This window comes from Peribacillus sp. N1 (assembly GCF_054600815.1).
In genome coordinates this window covers 153,508-172,011 of the sequence record NZ_BAAHZO010000007.1, presented here as the reverse complement: position 1 = coordinate 172,011, position 18,504 = coordinate 153,508, and the positions used below count along the sequence as shown (strand labels likewise).

The window sequence follows — 18,504 nt, the reverse complement described above, 5'->3', positions numbered from 1 at the left end:
TTGCTTTTTTGATAGTGTGTGCTCACTTAAAATTTAACGTTGGCGCTTTGTTTTGTTCAGTTTTCAAAGAGCAATTTCGTTGTCGTTTACTTCGTAAGCGACTTTTACATCTTATCATGTCTTCAACATTGTTGTCAACATGTTTTTTTATTTTTTTTGTTTTGATGAAGCTGCGAAAGCTGATGTCCCGCAGCGACATGTATTAATATAACACCTATATTACTATTGGTCAACAATAAAAATGCATTTTTTTAAAAGTTTTTTGATACCCGATAAAACCGGTGATATACCTCGTGACCTTTTGTCTCCGCCTTGATGACGTCGATAACCTTCTTCTCTATCAAATATTCCAATAAAACACCCAGGTCGACTGAATAAAACTTAACTTCCGGATGCTCCATAAGCTCCGCAATCGTCCACGGATCTTCTTTCGTCCCCATTATTTCGATCAAATGCTGTGAACCTGCATTCGTCCTCGAATAAATAAGAAATTCGCTCGCAAGGAAAAGAAGCTCCAATCTTTTTTCGAGTGTTTCCTCGCTGCTGATCAATTCTTTATATAACTTATAGATCTCAGGTTCCATATGCTTCACTTGGTTCCAGACCGTAACCTCCGGATAAAAACCTTGTTCTATTATTTCCAAACGGGCCAAGTGATGCAAGGAATGAACGATATGGTTGTATGCCTCCAGATAATGGCCTTTTTCAAAGAAGCTTTTCCCATCCATGTACCTGCGAATTAACTTCGCAAACTCCATCCCCATCTTTAACTTCCTTCCATAGAAGGGGAACTCCCGGATTTCTGTTTTCAAACGGTCCAAATATTCATTCCGGTCAAAAAGAACCTTCCCGTTATATATCCAGTCAACCACTTTGCGGTTCGTACCTAATAGAAGCCATTCTTTTAACTGGTCTTCCTGTACGATATGCAAGGCTGCCTTTTTATCCCGGTAAGTGTAATGCTTTAAAAACACGGCCTCTTCGGCTTCGTCTGCAATCACAAAAAGGATGTAGTCAAATGTATCGGTAATCGGGCTATTATCATCCCTTTTTTCTATTAACAAGATTCCAAGTGTAGATTTTAAACTTGCTCGCTCTTGATAAATCGGGCGAAGGATATCTTCCATCATAAATTCCTCCAAAACCTTTTTTTTTAGACTTTCGACAAAACTCTTCAAATTCCTGCTTATCTCCCTTACCCCAAACCATCTCAATTCAAAAGTAATATGTATCCTTTATTTCTTTTTTGTTCCATCCGCTGTTTATGTTATAGTTAAAGTTATATTTTAGGAGGGACAATCCATGGCTAAATATTCTAGCAAAATCAATAAAATACGCACTTTTGCTTTGAGTTTGATTTTCATTGGCTTCATCGTAATGTACCTTGGGCTTTTCTTCAAAACGCATCCTGTTGTCATGACGATTTTCATGGGGCTGGGCCTTTTATTCATAATCGCAAGTACAGGGGTTTATTTTTGGATTGGAATGCTTTCCACAAAATCGATCCAGGTTGTCTGTCCTAACTGCGGCAAACCTACAAAAATACTAGGGCGTGTAGATATTTGCATGCATTGTGAAGAACCATTGACACTTGACAAAAAGTTGGAAGGCGAAGAATTCAACGAAAAATATAACCGGAAAAGCCTGCATGACTAAAGGAATTCGGCTAGCTGAATTCCCTTTAAAGAAGTCTATAACAATTGTATCATTTCTTCATAACATGAAAAAAAGTTCCAACCAAGTGGAGGAACTTTTTTTAATGCGATTCTTTTTTCGCACAATCCGTACAGTCGCCGTAGATTTCCATCCGATGGTGACTAACATTGAAACCGGTGACTTGTGCTGCGAAATGCTCGACTTCATCCAATGCAGGATAATCGAAATCCACAATTTTCCCGCAAGTTTGGCAAATTACATGATAATGATTCGTCGTCACAAAATCAAACCTTGCCGAAGAATCACCATACGTAAGTTCTTTCACCAAACCTACCTCACGGAACACACGCAGGTTGTTATAAACCGTTGCCACACTCATATTCGGAAACTTGCCTTCCAGCGCTTTATATATATCATCAGCGGTAGGGTGGGACATGGAGCTTATCAAATACTCAAGTATCGCATGGCGTTGAGGAGTTATTCTTACACCGGTATCTTTTAAGGAATCCAACGCTTCTTTTAACTGAACTTCAGACACCGTCATCCACCTCTTTTTCTCATTAAGTATGCATTCTTAAATTATAATGTTTATAAATAGTGTACCTTTTATGCGTTGAATTTGTCAATAATTCAATGGCTTAACCATTCTTTTTTAGTTTATTCATGAGCACATTGAATCTTTCCCATTTTTGCATTGAGTTTAGTATCCCCTGGATAAGTCGATTACATTGGTGAAGTCTTTTCCAGCTTTCAGGTATTCACGCATATTTTTTTCGAATATGGCAAAGGTTCTTGGTAAATATTCTCCGCTTTTACTTGAAAGATGCGGAGTGACTGTAACATTCTCCATCCTCCAAAACGGATGCCCTTTTCCTAAAGGTTCCGGATCAAATACATCCAAGATGGCATGAGATAATTCCCCGGCATCCAGGGCTTCGATCAACATTTCATCGTTAATCAGGTCACCGCGGCCAATATTCACGAATACTGCAGTTTCTTTCATTGCTTCAAAGTGTTCTTTTTGCAGAAGGCCCTTCGTTTCATCCGTACTTGGCAGGACGGATACGATATAATCGGCTCCCGGTATGGCTTCCAATAAATTATCCAGGGCATAAAGGTGATCGATGGATTCCACTGGCTTCCCGCTCCGGTTCACTCCTATCGTCTTCATCCGAAAGGCTTTCCCAAGACGAGCCACTTCCCCTCCGATTGCACCCACGCCAATAACGAGCATCGTCTTGCCGTTCAATTCCCCTACTTCAATCTTTCTATCCCACAGTTCTTCCTTTTCATTCTTCATAAGCAGTTTCAATTTCTTTTCATATTGCAAAAGCATCCCTATCGTATACTCTGCCATCGGTATTTTATGAATGCCTCTAGCATTCGTCACCAGAATGCCCCTTTCCTCTATGGCTTTAAATGGCATTAATTCCATCCCTGCACTCATGACCATGATCCATTTCAAGTTCGTGGCTTTCCCAATGATTTCTTCAGTTAAGTCTTCACCATATGTAATTAAGATTTCAGCTTCACGAAGCGGCCCATCCGTCCATCCTTTTTGATAAATGAAGCTCAAGTCAGGAAAAGCTTCCGTCATCTTCTTTTGGATGCCTTCATTCGGAATGACAGTTGAAAGTATTAACATGTTTATCTCTCCCTTTAATTAACATAAAAAAACACGGGCTCTATGTGTCCCGCGCAACTTTCTCTGAGGAGGTATTCCCTTAATAAAGCATATTCAGGTGTCCCCTTTTTGAGTTGGACAAAAGCCTTAGCCTTATTAAAAAAGGCTTTATTTTAAGGAATTTGGGTTTAATGCATCTAATTCCGGCAAAATGAAAACGCCATCCCTTCTTATCAGGACGTCGTCAAAGAAGATGTCACCACCCCCATATTCGGGACGCTGGATCAACACCATATCCCAATGAATCGATGATCGGTTTCCATTATCCGCTTCTTCATAGGCAAGTCCAAGAGCCAAGTGCAGACTTCCGCTTATTTTCTCATCGAACAAGATATCGTCCATAGGTTCCAATATGTATGGATTGATCCCAATTGCGAACTCCCCGATAAACCGGGACCCTTCATCAATATTCAGAATTTGGTTCATTTCAGAGTCACGATTGGAAGTAGCTTTAATGATTTTTCCCTTTTCCAAGTTTAATTCTATGTCACTAAAGGTGAATCCTTCATAGGTTGTTGGTGTGTTGAAGGATATCCTACCATTGAGACTATCTTTTATGGGTGCCGTAAACACTTCCCCATCAGGTAAATTCTTTTTTCCGGCACATATGACGGCCGGCATACCTTTGATGGAAAAGGTCAAATCTGTTCCTGGCGAAACGATCCTGACTATGTCAGTTCGTTCCATCAATTGTTTTAACGGTTTCAAGGCCGTCTCCATTTTCCCGTAATCCATGTTGCATACATTCAAAAGAAAATCTTCGTACCTGTCGAAGGTCATGCCGGCTTTTTGCGCTGATGCGTTGGTGGGATAATTAAGCAAGACCCAACGTCGGTTGTTTACATAGAAAAGAGTGGGGGAATTCATAGCCTCCCCCTGAAGACGGTGCCTCTCGATGGGAACATCGGTCATTTCCACATCGTTTTCTTCCCCGGTGATGATGATTACCGCATCGATATCCTTATATTTCTTCAAGGCCCATTGCGAAGAGGTGTCAAGTTGTTCCTTTACATTCCCTTGTAACAGGTGGCGGCTTATTTCATCGTCTTCGAGTTCTACATATGGATAAGCACCCACTCTGTATATTTCATCAATCAGCTCTTTCAATAATGGTTTCGTATTGATATTCCCCCGTATGAGGATTCTCTCTTTTGGCTGTAATTGTATCGAATGATGAATCAGCCTGGCTGCAAGCTTCGTTATTCGCTCATCCTTCATCTGCCTGTCCCTTATTTTTCGAGGTCGCGAAGAGTTTGAAGAGCTTCTTCGACATGGCCTTTGACCTTTACTTTACGCCATTCTTTGACTACCATACCAGCCTTATCAATCAGGAAAGTTGAACGTTCAATGCCCATATACTCCTTGCCGAAGTTCTTTTTCAATTGCCACACATCAAATGATTCAGCCGCTTCATGATTTTCATCAGCCAGCAGCAGAAAAGGCAATCCATGTTTTTCGATGAATTTTTCATGACGTGCAGCTGGGTCTGGGCTGATTCCAATGATGACCGCGTTCAATTCCTCAAATTGCTCATTATGGTCCCGGAAATCACAGGCCTCCGTCGTGCAACCTGGCGTCATGTCTTTTGGATAAAAATATAAAACAATATATTTCCCCTTAAAATCCGATAGGGACACCATTTCACCATTGTTTGCAGGGAGCTTGAAATCAGGTGCTTTTTCTCCAATTTTAACAGTCATATTGAACCCTCCATTTCTTTCATTATGGTAAGAGTACCCAATAATCGAAAGAAACACAACTTTCATTTATCCTTCCTATCTTTGTGCTCCAAATCGATCACCGTCCGGATCACGAACGCTGCCGGCAGTGTATAACCGATGAAAGCCTGAATCGTAGCTATCATCCTGCCCATTCCAATCGGGGCTATATCTCCATACCCTACAGAAAACATCGTCATCGCACTAAAATAAAAAGAAGTCTTCAACTGTTCATAGAAAGTGCCATCCAATCGATTGCCCATATCAAGAATCACCGAATGATTCTGAAGTTCGTATAATAAATAAATCAGTGCAAATCCAACTAATATCGTCGCATATAAATTGCCAAGCCACAGCATATCCTCCAGAGAAAACTTCTTTCCTCCCGACTCGACAAGAAATAACGTACGAATGCTCATCACCATGCAAAAAATGATTCCTGCAATCAAGATGTAGAAAGTCATCCCCCACGCCCCATTTCAAAACGCCACTTCCTCTATACATACTCCCTGTCCAAACAATATATTCTTTTTTAGGAACAGACCTCATCCTTATCACCCACACACCTTATAACCGGATACTTTTCCTGAATCGTTTTTCCATGTTGACCCTTTTGGTCGGATATGTTAAGATTGTCTAAATTTTTATAATAGTTTTTATTTTATAAATTTTTAACCTGCAAACAGTTATCAAGGCAGGTTTTGTCAAATTTCATATGTGGAAATAGGTTCCTAGTTTTTAATTAGGATTAAAAGGGAAGTCCGGTGTAATTCCGGGACGGTCCCGCCACTGTAATGGGAGTGTTAGCGCCATCCAATATGCCACTGATCAACGGATCGGGAAGGCCCGCCGCTAATGTTAATCCCTAAGTCAGGAGACCTGCCTATTTCGACAACACTGTTTTAACCTACGGGAGATAGGGAGGTGTTAGGGACCTTATAATTGTAAGGGGCATTTTGCATGCCTCTTTATTTTAAGCATTTCTAACCATCTCTTTTGACGGTTAGGAATGCTTTTTTTATTGCTCAATTAAATGAATATAGGAGGATGGGAATATTGAAAAGCAGTAGTTTGGGTTACCCTCGAATCGGGGAAGATCGTGAATGGAAACGTACATTGGAAGCTTACTGGTCCGGTAAAATCGATGAAGCAGAATTTACGGCACAACTAAAAGCCATCCGTTTAGGCAACTTACAAAAACAGAAGAAACGAGGCATTGATATCATTCCTGTCAACGACTTCACTTTCTATGATCAAATGCTCGATATGTCCGTAATGTTCGGTCTTGTTCCTGAACGTTATTCAGCCTATGAAAGCGGAAGCGTTCCCCTTTCCGTTTATTATTCAATGGCTCGCGGAAACAATGATGAAGTCGCTTCCGAAATGACGAAATGGTTCAATACGAACTATCACTATATTGTCCCTGAATTAAAGGTGCCACAGCTAACGTTAACGGAAAATAAACCACTTGCAGCATATCGGGAAGCCAAGGAAAAGCTAGGAATTGAAACAAAGCCCGTGTTGATCGGTCCTTATACTTTCATCTCCCTTTCCAAAGGCTTCAAAAAACAAGATATCCCTGGCATCATCCTGAGCCTGCTTCCCCTATACACGCAAATCCTCCGGGAGTTGGAGCAAGAAGGCGTGAAGTGGGTTCAAATGGACGAACCTTCACTTGTTTCATCGATTTCCAAAGAAGATATGCAAACTGTTACTTACCTCTATGAAAAACTGAATGAAGCAGCACCAAACCTGAACATCATGCTACAAACATACTTTGATGCCGTGGAACATTACCAGGAAGTCATCGAATTACAAGTCCAAGGAATCGGTCTTGATTTTGTACATGACAAAGGGAGGAATCTAAGCAACCTGGAAGCATTCGGCTTTCCGAAGGACAAAGTGCTTGCTGCAGGTTTGATTGACGGAAAAAACATTTGGCTTTCTGATTTATCGAAAAAAATCCAATTGATCGAGACTCTTAAGACAATGGTAGCCGAAGACCGAATCTGGCTTCAGCCCTCTTGTTCCCTGCTTCATGTCCCGGTGACCGTTCGTAATGAAACCGCCCTATCAAACGAAGTGAAAGAGGCCCTTGCTTTCGCTGATGAGAAACTTGAGGAAATCACACTCTTGGTCAAAGGGAATAATCAAGGCTTTGAAGCAATCGCCGAGAAAGTCGATGCAAATAAATTCACGCTTCAAACGTTAGCAAGTTCAAATGCCCGGAATCACGGAACTGTACAATCCAATGTCGAAAAGGTTAAAACCAGAACCGCCGGCCGTCAGCTTCCATTTAAAGAGCGTTACCAAAAACAACAGGCATTTTTCAAATTGCCTTTTCTTCCTTCGACTACGATCGGCAGCTTTCCGCAGACATTTGATGTTAAACAAGCACGCGGGAAATTCAAAAGAGGAGAATGGACCGCTTCGCAATATGAAACATTCGTTAACGAAGAAATCGGCAGGTGGATCGAAATCCAAGAAGAAATCGGTTTGGATGTCCTTGTTCATGGGGAATTCGAACGAACGGATATGGTTGAATACTTCGGCCATAAGTTAGGTGGATTCGTCTTTTTAGAAAAGGGGTGGGTACAATCCTATGGATCCCGCTGTGTGAAACCGCCAGTCATCTACGGCGACATCCATTTCATCGAACCGATGACAGTCAGGGAAAGTGTATACGCACAATCACTGACGAAGAAGACGGTAAAGGGAATGCTTACAGGTCCTGTTACGATTTTGAACTGGTCATTTGTCCGTGATGATATTTCCAGGGAGAATGTATGCTATCAGCTGGCACTCGCTTTGGAAAAAGAAGTCATTGCATTGGAATCCGCTGGAATCAAAATGATTCAGGTCGATGAGCCTGCACTTAGAGAAGGTCTGCCATTGAAAAAAAGCGATCGCGACGAATATTTGAACTGGGCTGTGAATTCGTTCTTGATATCGACATCAAGCGTGGAGGATACAACCCAAATTCATACGCATATGTGCTATTGCGACTTCAACAGTTTCATGGATGTCATCTCCTCCCTCGACGCCGATGTAATTTCCATCGAAACATCCCGCAGTCATGGGGAGCTTGCTTCCGCATTCGAGGAAAAAACATATGAAAAAGGTATTGGTCTAGGTGTGTATGACATTCACAGCCCGCGTGTGCCGGCAGTGGAAGAAATGGTCGATATGATCGAACGTGGGATCAAGGTATTGGATAAAGACCAGTTTTGGATCAATCCTGACTGCGGACTGAAAACAAGGGGTATCCCGGAAACCGTCGCATCCCTGAAAAACATGGTCGAAGCAGCAAAAATCGTCCGTGAAAACCTGTTAGCTAAACCAACCGGCAAATGATTGAAAAGCAAGTTGCCCACCCAACACAGCAGTCACGGACTTTTTTAACCGACCTTGTTTTTCCACCGGATACAAATCATCACAATACCATCTTTGGCGGAAAAGTAATGGCCTATGTTGATAAAATAGCCTGCATTTCAGCTATGCGCCATTGTCGAAAACCCGTTGTGACTGCTTCAAGCGACTCTTTTGATTTTTTGGCCCCCATCAAGACGGGGGATGCGATCAACCTTGAAGCTTATGTCACCTGTGCCCATCGCACATCAATGGAGGTATTCGTGAAAGTGGAGCGCGAAAACCTATTAACAGGTGAGAAACAGCTTACGGCCCGTGCTTTTTTAACGATGCTGGCCATTGATGAAGACGGTAAGCCGACAAACGTACCACAGGTCATTCCGGAAACCGAAGTGGAAAAGCAGCTATATGTTCAAGCACAAGCAAGATATATTGAAAGAAAGAATAAACGCAAATAAACAAAAACCCCTTCAACATGAATGCTGTTGAAGGGGTTTCTTTCAGTTCCCTGCACCGCGGTACCTCTTCACTCCCTGATTCCATATGAATACGGATATCATGAAAAAGGCTACCCCAATTACAGGTGTGGCAAATGCATATGCATACCACTCTTCTTTTCTAAGGAAATAAGATGCCGGATAGACACCAACAAACGCGAATGGCAGCACCCATGTAAGGACAAAACGAATGACCTTATTATAAATATCAACAGGATAGCGCCCATAGTTCCCGATATTGTACATCATTGGCATGATGGATGTTTTCGCATCCGACCAGAAACCAATGCTTGCTATCGCAACGAATATGGCTGCATAAGCAAGGGCCCCGCCTATTGCAAAAATGATGAAAAGAATCGGGTCATACCACGCAAGCTGCAGATCCAATGAAATCCCCGAATAGAATATAATGATCAAACCGGTCACAACACCAAATAACGCTTCAAGCTCGATTCTTTCTAAAATGACTTGAAACAGGCTATGTATCGGTCTTGTTAATATCCGGTCCATTTCACCTTTGACGATATAGCGGTCATTAAAATCCCAGATGTTGAAAAAGGCTGAAAAAAGGGCGAATGGGATAAGGAAAAATCCATAAATGAATATGATTTCTTCACGGCTCCAGCCGCTTAAAAATTGGGTATGTCCAAAAACGACTAAGATAAATACCAGATTCACGACCTGATTCAGCAGGTCAGATAGGATTTCCATGAAGAAATCGGCTCTATATTGCAGTCTTGTTTTCATATATTGACTCACATATTGAAAAAACATCGATACATAAAACATCCCGTCAACCTCCTTGAATAATCAGCTGTTTTTTTGCGACTATCCATAAAAGCTGAATCGGTATTATGAGAATGATGCACCAAATTAACTGCTGTAAAAGCGCCATGCCAATTTCGCCTGAACTGTACCCGTTCGTAAATATCATGCTTGGTACATAGCTGATCCCTTGAAAGGGTAAATATTTCATCACTTCCTGCGCCCATATAGGATAGAAACTGATGGGCAGCAGCAGGCCGGAAAATAAATCAATGATAACCCTTTTAGCGCGAATTAATCCGGCATTATTATATAAGAAAAAGGTAGTGATTCCCGTCAATAAGTTAATTTGTGTATTGATGATGAAGCTGAACAGCAAGGAAATGCCGAACATCCCCCACGTAGCCGGCTCGTGCGGCAATTCGATAGGAAAAATGAAAGCTACCAGCAGCATCCCCGGAATTGAGAAGAAGAAGAAACGGAATATCCCTTCCCCAAGTCCTTGCATCGTTTTCATGCCTAAATAGTTATAAGGCCGGATCATCTCAATGGCAACCTTGCCGTCTTTAATCTCAGTTGCGATTTCGCGGTCAATATTATTGAAATAAAAAGCGCGCGCCATCCATGCAACCGCGACATAGGTTGTCATCTGCATGCTTGAAAGTCCTTCGATGGAGCTTTTTTCTCCATATATCGCATTCCATAAGAAATAATAAGCACCGATATTAATGCTATAAATTAAAATGCCGGTATAATAATCCGTTCGATACGCAAGCATCATTAAAAAACGCATGCGGATCATGGCAAGATACTTCCCCATGGCCCTCCCCCTTCTTGATAGACACGTTGTTTCTTATTGATAAGAGAGTCAGACAGTGCCTTCTTCGTAAATATTGCGAACGATCTCTTCAATGGACGTTTCATGGATTTTGATGTCTTTTATTTTAAAATGAGATACGACAGCTGAAACAAGCTGTGAAATATGATCACTTTCTTCTTTCAACAAGGCAATGTAAGTTTGATTTTTCTCATCATAAACCCAGTTAGCGGTAAATGGGAGCGCTAATGATCGTAATTCCTTCAATGCGATCGGCTCGATGAATTGAAAATGAATCTGTTTTTCCTCAGCCCAGTTATCTTTCAAACTCTGCAATTCCCCATCATAGATGATTTGTCCTTCATCAAGCATGATTACACGCTCACATAATGCTTCAATGTCTCCTAGATCATGTGTAGTCAAAAGGATTGTCGTATTATATTTCTCATTGATTTCTTTCAGGAACTCACGAATCTTCATTTTCACGAGCACATCAAGTCCAATTGTCGGCTCATCCAGGAACAGCAAAGGCGGATTGTGGATCAAAGCTGCCGCAAGCTCACAGCGCATTCGCTGACCAAGCGAGAGTTTACGCACTGGTTTGTCCAGCAAAGGACCGATATCAAGCGTCTTGATGACATGTTCCATATGATCGTTATATTGTTCATCCGTTACCTTATAGACCTTTTTTAACAGCCTAAACGATTCTTGAACCGCAATATCCCACCAAAGCTGTGAGCGCTGACCGAATACGACTCCGATTGTCTGGGTGAACTTTTCCCTTTCTTTATGCGGATTCATGCCATTGACCGTGATTTCACCTGCTGTCGGTTCCAAAATACCTGTCAGCATTTTGATCGTGGTCGATTTCCCTGCACCATTTTCCCCGATATAAGCTACCATCTCACCCTTTTTTACAGTAAAATTGATATCATTGACGGCAGGGACGACCTTATAATTTCTGGTAAGTAAATCCCGGAAGGCACCCTTTAGCCCTGAACGGCTTGATGCCGACTTAAATTCCTTCCGAAGCTGTTTCACTTGAATTGCATCACTCATCCTGTTACATCCTCCGTAATCTCTTGTCCTAATGAATTAGTTTATCCAAACCAACCTTTTTAGACAATAAAAATGCTTGGATGCCATATACCATTTTCAGGGAGGAAATGGCCGTTGTACCAGATACTTATATAAAGGAGACGAGTATGCTATGAATATCAAAAAATTATTACTATCCCAAATTGAAAAAGTCGTTTTCGACCTTCGATATGACTTCCTTTATGAAGATGAGTACGGTGAATTATTATGCCAGGTCATCCAAAGGGATTCCAGCGGGTCCATCGAAAGCACACCCATCAGTTTCCACCTCCTCATTAATGAAGAGAAAGGGACCGGCCAGATAATCTATTACCAAGCCCAGGGCGAAATGAACCGCCAATCCTTCGACATCGAAAACCCTGACACCATCTTGGCCATTCTTACTTTCATAACAGGAGTTTTGAAATCCGACCCTATTTCGCATACAGAATGATGGCCCGGAACCCTGATACTTATAAGGCTGCAGCTCTTCCATCAGTGAATGAATCACATTTCCCAGTTTTCGACCCCAGATTTACGGACGAAAAAGTGCTATGATTAAGGGGAAATATGTTTATATTTTTAGGAGGTTTTAAGATTGGATTTTAGTAATTCGGAGCTTTTACATAAAGAGGCATTGGAACATATCGTTGGCGGGGTTAACAGCCCATCCCGTTCCTACAAAGCTGTAGGCGGCGGTTCACCTGTTGCGATGGATCATGCCAAAGGTGCTTATTTCTGGGATGTTGATGGCAATAAATATATCGATTACTTAGCTGCATATGGCCCGATCATCACAGGTCATGCGCATCCACATATTACGGAGGCGATCGTTAAAGCAGCAGAAACGGGCGTTTTATACGGCACACCGACCAAACATGAAGTCAAATTTGCCAAAATGTTGAAAGAAGCCATACCATCCATGGATAAAGTCCGCTTCACCAATTCAGGAACCGAGTCCGTCATGTCCACCATCCGCGTTGCCCGCGCTTACACAGGACGCGATAAGATCATCAAGTTTGCAGGCTGTTACCATGGACATTCCGACCTTGTTCTCGTCGCTGCAGGCTCTGGCCCGTCCACTTTAGGAACACCGGACTCTGCCGGCGTTCCCAAAAGCATCGCACAAGAAGTCATCACGGTACCTTTCAATGATATTGAGCCATTTAAAGAAGCACTGGATAAATGGGGTAATGAAATTGCTGGCGTGCTGGTTGAACCGATCGTCGGCAACTTCGGAATCGTGGAGCCAAGCCCCGGCTTTTTGGAAGAAGTCATTTCATTATCTCACGAAGCCGGATCACTAGTCATTTTCGACGAGGTCATCACAGCGTTCCGCTTCATGTACGGAGGGGCACAGGACTTTTTGGGAATTCAACCCGATTTGACCGCGCTTGGTAAAATCATCGGGGGCGGGCTTCCTATTGGTGCCTATGGCGGTAAAAAAGAGATCATGGATTCTGTCGCACCGCTGGGACCGGCCTATCAAGCGGGTACGATGGCAGGAAATCCGGCTTCCATGCTTTCCGGGATAGCTTGCTTAGAAGTACTTAAAGAAGAGGGGCTGTATGACGAGCTGGACCGGCTGGGGAAAATCCTTGAAGAAGGCATCCTGAAAGCAGCCCGCCAATATAATGTACCGATCACCATCAACCGCCTTAAAGGGGCGTTGACGATCTATTTCACGACAGAAAAAATTGAAAACTATGAGCAGGCGGAAAATACGGATGGCGAAATGTTCGCTAAGTTCTTCAAACTCATGCTAAACCAGGGAATCAATTTGGCACCTTCCAAATACGAAGCCTGGTTCTTGACGATTGCTCACACGGATGATGATATCGCTTATACTCTAAAAGCGGTTCAACATGCATTCAAAAACCTAATATAATAAATCGAATCAGCATAATTATGCATTTTTTATACACCCTCAGGATGTACATCAATCTTGAGGGTTTCTTATTTCCCTGTAATAAATCTTTAATATTGGCATTTGAAGCCACTCCTCACAAAAATCTCGCCAACCACAGCATCCAGTCCATTGTATAAAAAATTGATTTCTGAATATTTAAATGATATGATATGGATACATTTATATACATTTATACACTTTCTTTCAATCTATCAAAACTTGGACTATTGTTCGGGTTTACTAATATTTCCCCCATTAAACACATGCTACAGGAGGTGAAAGGCAGCGAATAAGGGTAACCTTATTCAAGCCACATATATGACCCAACAATGGACACCTGCTACATTCAAAGAATTTCACAAGGAAGAACATGATGCCTGCGGTATCGTTTCCTGCATCGAAAAAAAGAAGATCCCTACTAACGAAAACATCTTTGCCTGTATCGACGCCCTGGTTAAAATGAACCATCGCTGCGGCTTCATCAATGGTGAGGGCGATGGCGCCGGCATCCATATCGATATTCCCCGTGCTCTTTGGAAAAAGAAGCTTGAAGCGGTAAATGTCGATTCAAGCATCGTCGATCAAGATACCTTCATTGTCGGCCATTTATTTTTAAGCAAAAAAACAGAAGCTAACGACTTAAAAATCGAAGTCAAGGAGAAACTGCTCCAGCATGGTCTCTCATTGATATTCGAAACGGATAAAGCCTACCGTTCCGAGGCATTGGGACCGATTGCCATTCAAGAAGACCCAGTGTTCTGGCAATTTGCCTGTTCCTCCACCATCAATAACAACCAGGAGCTTTCAAATGTTCTTTTTGAGCTGACTTCCGACATCGAAAAAAGTGATTTCATCCATGTTGCATCTTTAAGCCAGCATCATGCGGTATACAAAGTGATGGGTGCTGGAGATACGCTCCCTGCCTATTATCTTGATCTTGCCGACCCTTTGGCTGCCTCCACCATGACACTGGGGCATAATCGTTTTTCAACTAATACTCTATCAAGCTTCTTCCGGGTCCAGCCTTTCAGTGTACTTGGACATAATGGCGAAATCAATACCATCGCCAAATTGCGTGATGAAGCAAAAATGATCGGAGTTCCCATCGCTAAAGATGGAAGCGACTCACAGGATTTAAACAAAACGATCGAAACTTTCATCTGCCGTCATGGCTACTCTTTATTTGAAGCTGTCGATCTTATGTTCCCGCCAATCATCAATGAAATCAAGGAATATCCCGAGCACTTACAAGACTTATATACGTATTTAAGGGAAGCATGGGGTCATTTTGCACAAGGTCCGGCAGGCATCATCTCCCGTTTCGGCGATGAAGCCGTGTTCTCAGTCGACTCTTTAGGCTTGCGCCCACTATGGAATATTGAAACGGAATCATCTTATATGTTCACTTCCGAACCAGGAATCATCCCTTCCAGTGAATATACCGGAGATCCGAAACCGATGGGGCCAGGGGAAAAAATCGGTTTGAAATGGAACGGCGACAGCATTGAATTGTACACATACAAGGATTACCAGGATAAAGTATTTGAACTCTTCAATGATCGTTTCGTCCTTTCCAATGACCGAGTTCGCTTACAGCAACAAGTGTTTGAAAAGGTTGTCTCCATGACAAATACGCAAGCCATTCATAATGGTCAGTATAAAGCCTTTGGGTGGGAAAGGGAGCATGTCCAATTAGTGGAACAGATGGCCGAAAAAGGTGCTGAGCCCATTCGTTCACTTGGTCATGATGCGCCACTCGCAGCACTTAATCCCCAACGGACCAACATTGCTGATTTCATTAAGGAAAGTGTGGCCGTTGTAACCAACCCTGCGATCGACCGGGACCGGGAAACCGAGCACTTCTCAACAAGAACGATCATCGGAAAACGTCCTTCCCTTTTCGAAGCGAATAAGGCAGGAAAGGTTACGGAGCTGCTGACTCCCTTATTGATTGAAGGGTCAACGGGTTATGAGTGTTCATCTATCGTATCGCAGCCAAGCTATGATCAGTTCATTAAATATAACCAAGATCAAAAACTCGTACACTTCATTTCAAGCACGTTCAAAGAGGATGAAAACATCACGGATGCCTTGACCAGGATTACGGATGAAAGTGTCACTGCAGTGGATGAAGGAAAAACGCTGCTCGTACTGGATGACGCCCTTGCCCATCAAAACGGCAACCTTTGGCTTGATCCCCACCTTGTCACCTCAGCCGTCGATCAAGCGTTGGTCCGTACAGGCAAGCGCCGTGATTGTTCCATACTTTTACGTTCAGCATCGCTAAGGTCACTGCATGATATCATCGTTTCTTATGGTCTTGGGGCCAACTTAATCAGCCCCTATTATATGTTCCTTTCCTTATCTTCGGATGACCTCAAGGGGGTTAGCAATCTATATAACTCCTTGACGAAAGGTCTTGAGAAAGTTATCTCCACCATTGGCATTCATGAGCTTCGCGGCTATGGAAGACTTTTCTCAAGCATCGGTTTACATGAGGAAATCGCGAAATATTTAAATGTGGCTAACTTCTTCGGATCCAATGATCTGGACTATAATTTTGATAAAATCAAGGCCGATGCCATCCAGCGTGCAGAAGATTACGGCAATGAAAAAGAACGGATGGGCAAAACTTTCCATTTGTTCCCAAGGATTTGGAAGTCTATCGGGGAAGTTGCTTCAACCGGGGACTATGATGCTTATCGCGAAAAGATCACCGAGCAGGAAGAATCCAATCCTACGACGATCCGCCACTTGACATCATTAAAAACTTCAGATGCTTCCATCCCTTCTGAAGAAGTCAGTCTTTCGGTCGGCGAACAGGAATTGCCGTTCGTCATTGCCTCCATGTCTTTTGGGTCACAAAATGAGATTGCTTTCCGGGCCTATGCAGAAGCTGCCGAGAGGTTAGGCATGATCAGCATGAATGGTGAAGGCGGGGAAATAAAGGATATGCTTGGCAAATACCCGAAATCGCGCGGACAGCAAATCGCTTCCGGCCGTTTCGGTGTCAATGCAGAACTATTGAACTCTTCAAATCTATTGGAAATTAAAATTGGGCAAGGGGCAAAACCTGGTGAAGGCGGTCACCTTCCAGGTTCCAAGGTCACAGCGAAAATCGCAGAAGCCCGAAATGCAACAATCGGTTCCGATTTGATCTCCCCTTCCAATAATCATGATATATACTCAATTGAAGATTTGGCCCAAATGATCCATGAGCTAAAAACGGCAAACGACAAAGCAAAAGTTGCCGTCAAAGTACCAGTCGTTCCTAACATTGGTACGATTGCTGTCGGCGTCGCAAAAGCGGGGGCAGATATCATAACGCTTTCCGGTTTTGATGGCGGAACGGGTGCTGCCAGGATCCATGCACTCGAGCATGTTGGTCTGCCAGTTGAGATAGGTGTGAAAGCGGCCCATAATGCACTGCTTGAGTCAGGTATCCGACAGAACGTTGAAATTTGGGCTGACGGTGGGTTAAAAAGCTCGATGGATGTATTGAAGGTAATGCTGCTTGGTGCAAACCGTGTAGGCTTTGGGACCCTTTCGATGATTGCCGTCGGCTGTACAACGTGCCGCGGATGTCACCTTGACACTTGCCATGTGGGCATCGCCACACAAATTGAATCGGAAGCACAGGCGAAAGAACACGGGCTGCGCCGTTTTGTTCCACGAAAATTTGATTTAGCCGTTCAGGGATTAACGAATATGTTCAATGCATTTGCAAAAGAACTCAAAGCTTTGACCGGATCACTCGGGGTGAAGAATCTTCAGGATATCGTCGGACGTTCTGATTTACTGCAGCAAGTTAAAGGACAACAATCATTGGATTTAACCTATTTATTGAAAAACTTGGATATAACACCGTTCTCACATAAGGAAACGGCGGCATATTTGAATGAAGGCTCCATGCAGGTGGCCGTTGGCGCTGAATATCTTGATTCGCATGTAGATGATCTGCAGCAATCCCGTAGCTATAGCTCAATCACTTCCGAGCAGCGTGTTCTCGGCAGCAGGGTGTCCTGTCACCGCGTTAGGGGCAGATTGGACGGATCATACAAAAAACTTCCCCCCGTTCACCTATCCTACCAGGATGGTTCCATCCCGGGTAATGGACTCGGGGCATACAATACGGAAGGAATTACAATCAGCGTGAATGGCGGTGCCCAGGATGGTATCGGCAAAACATCGATTGGCGGAAATATTTCCATCTTTAAATCTCCAGGAAAAGATGGAAAGTTCTACAATGGCTCTGTAGGCAAGGGGTTTGGATACGGTGCACAACACGGCCTTCTCATTGCCCAAGGTGATGCGGATGCCAGGGCGGGAATCCGGCTTTCCGGGGCGGATATGATCATTGGAGGATTATTGAAACAACCGCTTCCTAAAAAGGAAACCGGTAATATTGCGGTAACTTCCAATATTAAGGGATTCGCTTTTGAATATATGACAAATGGAAGAGGTTTGGTTCTGGGAGATCCCGGTCCATGGATTTGCGCAGGGATGACAGGCGGTGTCGTTTATTTACGGCAACAGCCTGAATCTGGATTAACCAAAGAGGTCATTAAGAAGCGGGTTGCGAAAGGGGCAAAGATTTCCATTGAGCCCCTATCCGCAAGAGGCCTGCAGGATGTGGCCGAACTTCTGGGCAAATACACAGCCCTATTGAAAGATCATGGCCAAACCGAAGAAGCGGCCTCTTTAGAGGCACTTCTTCAAAAGCCTGAAGAGCACTTCCTTCAGGTCGTTCCAGTTAAAGAACAGGCGGATCCTGCTGTTTCCACGGAGTGATGCCGAAAATATAAGAAAAGGCTGATGCTCGTTAATGCGAGCATCAGCCTTTTCTAGTCATATACCTCTGGAATGTCTTCAAACGATGGAAAAACAAACTTGAAAGCAATCAAGAAATTGCCTATCGTTTCTTTATATATTAAACTTGATTTTAGCTATTGTAACTCTTAGGAAAATCCTGTATATTACTTTTTGTTTACATCTTCTTATTTTAGTGTAAA

Annotated in this window: 15 protein-coding genes and 1 riboswitch; of the genes, 6 read left to right on the top strand and 9 right to left on the bottom strand. The window is 43.0% G+C overall.

Annotated features, from left to right (window positions below; translation table 11 throughout):
- Positions 1 to 251 precede the first annotated feature (251 nt).
- Positions 252 to 1,127 (bottom strand): nucleotidyltransferase-like protein, encoded by an 876-nt coding sequence (locus ACYP5M_RS23455; protein WP_101225974.1) that lies wholly within the window; start codon positions 1,125 to 1,127, stop codon positions 252 to 254.
- A gap of 175 nt (positions 1,128 to 1,302) precedes the next feature.
- Between ACYP5M_RS23455 and ACYP5M_RS23450 the strand changes: the two genes are divergently transcribed.
- Positions 1,303 to 1,656: a YgzB family protein gene (locus tag ACYP5M_RS23450; protein ID WP_101225973.1), complete on the top strand. Its 354-nt coding sequence runs from the start codon at positions 1,303 to 1,305 to the stop codon at positions 1,654 to 1,656.
- A 100-nt stretch (positions 1,657 to 1,756) separates the two neighbouring features.
- Here ACYP5M_RS23450 and perR read toward each other — a convergent pair whose 3' ends face one another.
- From perR to ACYP5M_RS23425, 5 genes are all read right to left on the bottom strand, one after another.
- Positions 1,757 to 2,200 (bottom strand): peroxide-responsive transcriptional repressor PerR, encoded by a 444-nt coding sequence (perR, locus tag ACYP5M_RS23445; RefSeq protein WP_076371177.1) that lies wholly within the window; start codon positions 2,198 to 2,200, stop codon positions 1,757 to 1,759.
- Between the two features lie 156 nt (positions 2,201 to 2,356).
- Positions 2,357 to 3,301: a D-2-hydroxyacid dehydrogenase gene (locus ACYP5M_RS23440; RefSeq protein ID WP_402944820.1), complete on the bottom strand. Its 945-nt coding sequence runs from the start codon at positions 3,299 to 3,301 to the stop codon at positions 2,357 to 2,359.
- Positions 3,302 to 3,448: 147 nt separating this feature from the next.
- Positions 3,449 to 4,558 (bottom strand): aminopeptidase, encoded by a 1,110-nt coding sequence (locus ACYP5M_RS23435; RefSeq protein WP_434167892.1) that lies wholly within the window; start codon positions 4,556 to 4,558, stop codon positions 3,449 to 3,451.
- An 11-nt stretch (positions 4,559 to 4,569) separates the two neighbouring features.
- Complete coding sequence (gene bcp, locus ACYP5M_RS23430) at positions 4,570 to 5,040, bottom strand: thioredoxin-dependent thiol peroxidase (RefSeq protein ID WP_402944826.1); 471 nt, start codon at positions 5,038 to 5,040, stop codon at positions 4,570 to 4,572.
- Positions 5,041 to 5,102: 62 nt separating this feature from the next.
- On the bottom strand, positions 5,103 to 5,522 hold the full coding sequence (locus tag ACYP5M_RS23425) for a potassium channel family protein (protein ID WP_101225970.1): 420 nt from the start codon (positions 5,520 to 5,522) through the stop codon (positions 5,103 to 5,105).
- A gap of 244 nt (positions 5,523 to 5,766) precedes the next feature.
- A riboswitch (cobalamin riboswitch) is annotated at positions 5,767 to 5,959 on the top strand.
- Between the two features lie 146 nt (positions 5,960 to 6,105).
- Between ACYP5M_RS23425 and metE the strand changes: the two genes are divergently transcribed.
- Positions 6,106 to 8,412, top strand: a complete 2,307-nt coding sequence (gene metE / locus ACYP5M_RS23420; protein ID WP_459735584.1) for a 5-methyltetrahydropteroyltriglutamate--homocysteine S-methyltransferase — start codon at positions 6,106 to 6,108, stop codon at positions 8,410 to 8,412.
- Positions 8,409 to 8,885, top strand: a complete 477-nt coding sequence (locus tag ACYP5M_RS23415) for an acyl-CoA thioesterase (RefSeq protein WP_459735583.1) — start codon at positions 8,409 to 8,411, stop codon at positions 8,883 to 8,885. Before metE ends, ACYP5M_RS23415 begins: the two co-directional genes overlap by 4 nt.
- 42 nt (positions 8,886 to 8,927) lie before the next feature.
- Here the strand turns inward: ACYP5M_RS23415 and ACYP5M_RS23410 are convergent, their stop codons facing one another.
- From ACYP5M_RS23410 to ACYP5M_RS23400, 3 genes are read right to left on the bottom strand one after another with little or no spacing between them, the layout of a single operon-like run.
- Positions 8,928 to 9,713, bottom strand: coding sequence for an ABC transporter permease (locus ACYP5M_RS23410; protein WP_101225968.1), 786 nt, complete (start codon positions 9,711 to 9,713; stop codon positions 8,928 to 8,930).
- Positions 9,714 to 9,717: 4 nt separating this feature from the next.
- Complete coding sequence (locus tag ACYP5M_RS23405; RefSeq protein WP_072272421.1) at positions 9,718 to 10,509, bottom strand: ABC transporter permease; 792 nt, start codon at positions 10,507 to 10,509, stop codon at positions 9,718 to 9,720.
- 48 nt (positions 10,510 to 10,557) lie between these two features.
- Positions 10,558 to 11,565 (bottom strand): ABC transporter ATP-binding protein, encoded by a 1,008-nt coding sequence (locus ACYP5M_RS23400; protein ID WP_459735582.1) that lies wholly within the window; start codon positions 11,563 to 11,565, stop codon positions 10,558 to 10,560.
- A gap of 151 nt (positions 11,566 to 11,716) precedes the next feature.
- Here ACYP5M_RS23400 and ACYP5M_RS23395 point away from each other — a divergent pair, with 151 nt between their 5' ends.
- The 3 genes from ACYP5M_RS23395 (at position 11,717) to ACYP5M_RS23385 (ending at position 18,283) form a co-directional block, all read left to right on the top strand.
- Complete coding sequence (locus ACYP5M_RS23395; RefSeq protein ID WP_459735581.1) at positions 11,717 to 12,037, top strand: hypothetical protein; 321 nt, start codon at positions 11,717 to 11,719, stop codon at positions 12,035 to 12,037.
- Between the two features lie 144 nt (positions 12,038 to 12,181).
- Entirely contained in the window at positions 12,182 to 13,471 is a 1,290-nt protein-coding gene (locus ACYP5M_RS23390) for a glutamate-1-semialdehyde 2,1-aminomutase (protein WP_459735580.1), read from the top strand.
- A gap of 339 nt (positions 13,472 to 13,810) precedes the next feature.
- Positions 13,811 to 18,283, top strand: coding sequence for a glutamate synthase-related protein (locus ACYP5M_RS23385; protein ID WP_459735579.1), 4,473 nt, complete (start codon positions 13,811 to 13,813; stop codon positions 18,281 to 18,283).
- Positions 18,284 to 18,504: the final 221 nt, after the last annotated feature.